4 protein-coding genes and 2 pseudogenes are annotated in these 4132 nt (G+C 73.1%); 2 read left to right on the top strand and 4 right to left on the bottom strand.

The features are described from left to right. Positions 1-122 (bottom strand): annotated as a pseudogene (locus tag RIF68_RS29530) (GNAT family N-acetyltransferase); the annotation flags it as partial. A 116-nt stretch (positions 123-238) separates the two neighbouring features. Between RIF68_RS29530 and RIF68_RS29525 the strand changes: the two are divergent. Together RIF68_RS29525 and RIF68_RS29520 are read left to right on the top strand one after the other, a co-directional pair. Further along, the gene (locus RIF68_RS29525; RefSeq protein WP_309054342.1) at positions 239-877 is read left to right on the top strand and encodes an HAD-IB family phosphatase; all 639 of its coding nucleotides are present in this window, start codon (positions 239-241) and stop codon (positions 875-877) included. Between the two features lie 104 nt (positions 878-981). Further along, complete coding sequence (locus RIF68_RS29520) at positions 982-2322, top strand: globin domain-containing protein (RefSeq protein ID WP_309054341.1); 1341 nt, start codon at positions 982-984, stop codon at positions 2320-2322. Here RIF68_RS29520 and RIF68_RS29515 read toward each other — a convergent pair. The 3 genes and pseudogenes from RIF68_RS29515 to RIF68_RS29505 form a co-directional block, all read right to left on the bottom strand. Then, positions 2265-2744, bottom strand: coding sequence for an NUDIX hydrolase (locus RIF68_RS29515; protein WP_309054340.1), 480 nt, complete (start codon positions 2742-2744; stop codon positions 2265-2267). The two genes, RIF68_RS29520 and RIF68_RS29515, sit on opposite strands and share 58 nt — an antisense overlap. 54 nt (positions 2745-2798) lie before the next feature. Further along, a complete protein-coding gene (locus tag RIF68_RS29510; RefSeq protein ID WP_309054339.1) occupies positions 2799-3695 on the bottom strand; it encodes a LysR family transcriptional regulator in 897 nt (298 codons plus the stop codon). A gap of 251 nt (positions 3696-3946) precedes the next feature. Then, positions 3947-4132: pseudogene (locus RIF68_RS29505) on the bottom strand (cystathionine gamma-lyase); the annotation flags it as partial.

The raw sequence follows: 4132 nt of genomic DNA, 5'->3' as shown, positions 1-4132 counted from the left end.
CCCCACTTGTGCTCCTCGCGCGGCCAGCCCCGGTTCGCGGCCAGGTCGGCGCAGGCGAGCAGGTCCTGCGGAGTGAGGCGGCGGATGGGGAGCTGGGCGAGCGGCGCGGCGGAAGTCGGCATGGCGTCCAGGCTGTCCGACGCGTTGATCTTCCGTCCACCCCTTTACACGATTCGTGTCGGGCCGTGCCGGAGGCCGCGGGACGGGCTCATTGCTTCCTTCGTCTGCCGCCCGGACGATGTTTCACGTGAAACTGCACCTGTTCGATCTGGACGGCACCCTGATCCGAGGCTCCGCGGCCGCCGTGGAGATCTCACGGCAGTTGAACCTCTCCGAGGAGATCGCGGCCTTGGAGAAGGGATTCCTGGGAGGCCTCGCGCCCGACGAGTTCGCCGTCCGGGCCCATGCGCTCTGGGCCGGACTCACCCCCGAGAAGGTCACCGCGGCCTTCGAGGGAGCGCCCTGGCTGGACGGTATCCGTGAGGTCTGGTCGGACATCCGTGAACGGGGTGAGCGGTCCGCCGTCATCTCCCTCTCCCCGGATTTCTTCGTCGAGCGCCTGCTCGACTGGGGCGTCCACACGACCCACGGCTCGGCCTGGCCCGCCGTGCCCTTCACCGCGCCGATCCACCGCCCCGGCATCCTCGACGCCGCCGCCAAGGTCCGGATCGCGCGGGACCTGTGCGCCCGGTACGGAGTCGGGTTCGAGGACTGCGTGGCCTACGGGGACTCCATGTCCGACGCCGCTCTCTTCGCCGCCGTCCCGCACACCGTGGCCGTGAACGCCGACCGCCACCTGGCCGGTCTGTCCCGGCACACCTACACGGGCGGCGACCTGCGGGAGGCCTACGCGCTGATCCGAAACGGCGGAGCCTAGCCGGAAACCCGGCCCTATGTGCCGAGAACAGCGCTTTCCGTCCGCACGAGGGGCTGCGCCCCGCAGGCTGCGATCAAGGAATCCGGCTGCGCGAGGCGAGGCACATGATGAATGCTCCGGCCACCCCGACGGAGGTGGAGGCCCGAATAGCGAAGGCTCCCCGGGTGGAGGGCGGCCCGACGGCGGTCCCTCCGGGGGCGGTGGACACCCCCTTCCCCGCGGATTCCTTCCGGCCGGCGGCCACCTCCGGGCCGGCCGAAGCGGACGGCACCTCCATGCCGACCCGCGACGCGGAGCTCGTCCGCCGCAGCCTGGCGGAGATCGAGCCGATCGCCGACCGGGTGACCTCTTACTTCTACGCGCTCCTGTTCCTGCGCCGCCCCGAACTGCGCGACATGTTCCCCCCGGCCATGGACACCCAGCGGGACCGGCTCCTCGCGGCGCTCCTGGCGGCGGCCGGGCACCTGGACGACGCGCCGGCCCTCACCGCGTACCTGACGGCCCTCGGCAAGGGGCACCGCAAGTACGGCACCCGGGCCGACCAGTACCCGGCCGTCGGCGAGGCGCTGACCGGCGCGCTCGCCCGGTACGCCACCGCGAGCTGGGACGCGGAGACCGAGGCGGCCTGGGCCCGCGCGTACGCGACGATCTCCCGGATCATGATCGACGCGGCGGCGGAGGACGAGAGGACGGCGCCGGCCTGGTGGCAGGCGGAGGTGGTCTCCCACGACCTGCGGACCCCGGACGTCGCCGTGATCACCCTCCGTCCCGACCGGCCGTACCCCTTCCTCGCGGGCCAGTACACGACACTGGAGACGCCGTGGTGGCCGCGGACCTGGCGCCCGTACTCCTTCGCCTCCGCGCCCCGCCCGGACGGGCTGCTCTCCCTCCACGTGAAGGCCGTCCCGGCCGGCTGGGTCTCCCAGGCGCTGGTGCACCGGGCCCGACCCGGCGACGTCCTGAGGCTCGGTCCGCCGACCGGCGCGATGACGGTCGACCACGCCGCCGACAGCGCACTGCTCTGCCTCGGCGGTGGAACGGGCATCGCCCCGATCAAGGCGCTCGTCGAGGACATCGCCGAGCACGGGAACCGCCGCCCGGTCGACGTCTTCTACGGGGCCCGCCACGGCCACGACCTCTACGAGATGGACGCGCTGGCACGACTCCAGAAGACCTTCCCCCGGCTCTCGGTCCACCCCGTCACCGGGGAGCGGGGCCGGCTCCCCGAGGCCGTGCGGAGCGCCGGTCCCTGGCAGGAACGTGACGCCTACCTCTCCGGCCCGCTGGGAATGGTGCGGCGGGGCGTCGACGTGCTGCGCGGTGCGGGGGTGGCCGCGGAGCGGATCCGCCACGACTTCCCCACGGAGCCTGCCCTGGCGCAGCCGGGTCAGCTGAGGTCGGGGGCGTGCATGGCGCGGACGCCCTCGATGTTGCCGTCCAGGTAGTGGCGCAGGGACAGCGGGACGAGGTGTACGGCGGCGATCCCGACCCGGCTGAAGGGGACGCGGACGATCTCGTACTCACCGACCGGTTCGTCGACCTCCGGCCCGTGCCGGAGGGCCGGATCCATGGACTCCAGCCGACAGACGAAGAAGTGCTGGACCTTCACTCCGGAGACGCCGCCGTCCTCGATGTGCTCGACGGTGTCGACGAAGCAGGGGACCACATCGGTGATCTTGGCGCCGAGTTCCTCGTACACCTCGCGGTGCAGGGCCGCGACGACGGTGCTGTCGGAGGGCTCCACGCCGCCGCCGGGGGTGAGCCAGTACGGATCCATCCCCGGCTTCGTGCGCTTGATGAGGATCAGATGGTCCCCGTCGAGCAGGATGGCGCGTGCGGTGCGCTTGACCACGGGCCGTTCGGTCATGGGAAGAAAATGGCCCGTTCCGGGTGTCCTGAAACGCGCCGGGCTCCCCGGGAGTCACCAGGATCCGGCGACCCGCAGCAGTTCCTCGTGCGCCCCCGCCAGATGCGCGAGGGAGAGCGTGCCGGTCCTGGCGACCAGGAAGTACGTGCGCAGGGGAGGCACCGGCGGTTCGAGGAGCGCCACGAGCCGCCCGGCCGCCACCGCCTCCTCGCACAGGTAGCGCGGCAGCACCGCGAGGCCGGCGCCCGCGGCGGCCGAATCCCGTACGGCCCGCAGGTCGGGGGCGATCACGGTCGCGGCCGCGGTCGGCTTGGACTCGAAGACGGCGGCCCAGTAGCGGGAGACGAACGGCAGCGACTCGTGGACCTCCACCACCGGGAGCTGCTCCAGGACCACGGCGCCCCTGCGGAGCAGAACGTCGGGGGAGAGCCGGGCCGCCCAGCGCGGGGCGGCGACCAGGACGTGCTCCTCGTCGCAGAGCGGGGTGGCGGTGAGCAGTCCCCCGCGCGGGCGGGCGGTGGCGACGGCCAGGTCGTGGTGACCGGCGGCGAGGCCGTCGAGGATGTCCTCGGTGTCCTCAAGGAAGGAGGCGCGGACGGCGAGGCCCTGGGCGACCAGCGGGGTCAGCGCGGGCAGCACCCGCAGTGCGGTGAGCTCCGGCGGGCCGGCGACGTGCAGGGTGCGCAGTCCGCCCTCCTCGCCCAGCCCGGTCTCGGCGATCTCGACCAGGGCGTCCAGGTGCGGGGCGGCGCGGTGGGCCAGCTCGTCCCCGAGGGTGGTGGGGGTGACTCCACGGGCCTGCCGGAGGAAGAGCGGACGCCCCAGCTGGCGCTCCAGGGTGCGGATCTGGCTGGTGACGGCGGGCTGGGAGAGCCCGAGGAGAGCGGCGGCGCGCGTGAAGGAACCGGCCCGGTGCACCGTGACGAAGGTGCGCAGCAGGGCCAGATCCATGCCCGCCCCCTCCCGGCCGTGCGGCCGTTCGACTCAGGCGGCCGGCTGACGGCGCCTCAGGACCGTCCAACTATAAATAAGTCGATAGGCTGCTGTCGCTACCGTGATTGGACACTGACGCACAGTCAACTAGCCTTGTTCAGGCGGTCTCCGCGCGTGGAACCGGCGGCGTCCCGAGCCACGAGGGGGGAGGTTCGGAGCGCCGCCGTTCCGCACGCGCGCGGCTGCCCGCCGGTTCCACGGGCCTCCGGTCAGCCCACGGGCCCCGCGCCGTCGAGGGCCCGGAGCACATCGGCGATCAGGTCCTCGGGGTCCTCGGCGCCCACGGAGAAGCGGATGAAGCCCTCCGGGACCGCGTCCCCGCCCCAGCGCCCGCGCCGCTCCGCCGTCGAGCGGACCCCACCGAAGCTGGTCGCGTCGTCCACCAGGCGCAGCCC

Source organism: Streptomyces sp., from assembly GCF_031178505.1.
Lineage (GTDB): Bacteria > Actinomycetota > Actinomycetes > Streptomycetales > Streptomycetaceae > Streptomyces > Streptomyces gulbargensis.
The sequence above is the reverse complement of the archived record's forward strand: the minus strand, read 5'-3'. Positions and strand labels throughout refer to the sequence as shown.

Coding starts and splice junctions, on each gene's coding strand:
- RIF68_RS29520 (WP_309054341.1), top strand. CDS start 982: ATGATGAATGCTCCGGCCACCCCGACGGAGGTGGAGGCCCGAATAGCG.
- RIF68_RS29510 (WP_309054339.1), bottom strand. CDS start 3,695: ATGGATCTGGCCCTGCTGCGCACCTTCGTCACGGTGCACCGGGCCGGT.
- RIF68_RS29515 (WP_309054340.1), bottom strand. CDS start 2,744: ATGACCGAACGGCCCGTGGTCAAGCGCACCGCACGCGCCATCCTGCTC.
- RIF68_RS29525 (WP_309054342.1), top strand. CDS start 239: ATGTTTCACGTGAAACTGCACCTGTTCGATCTGGACGGCACCCTGATC.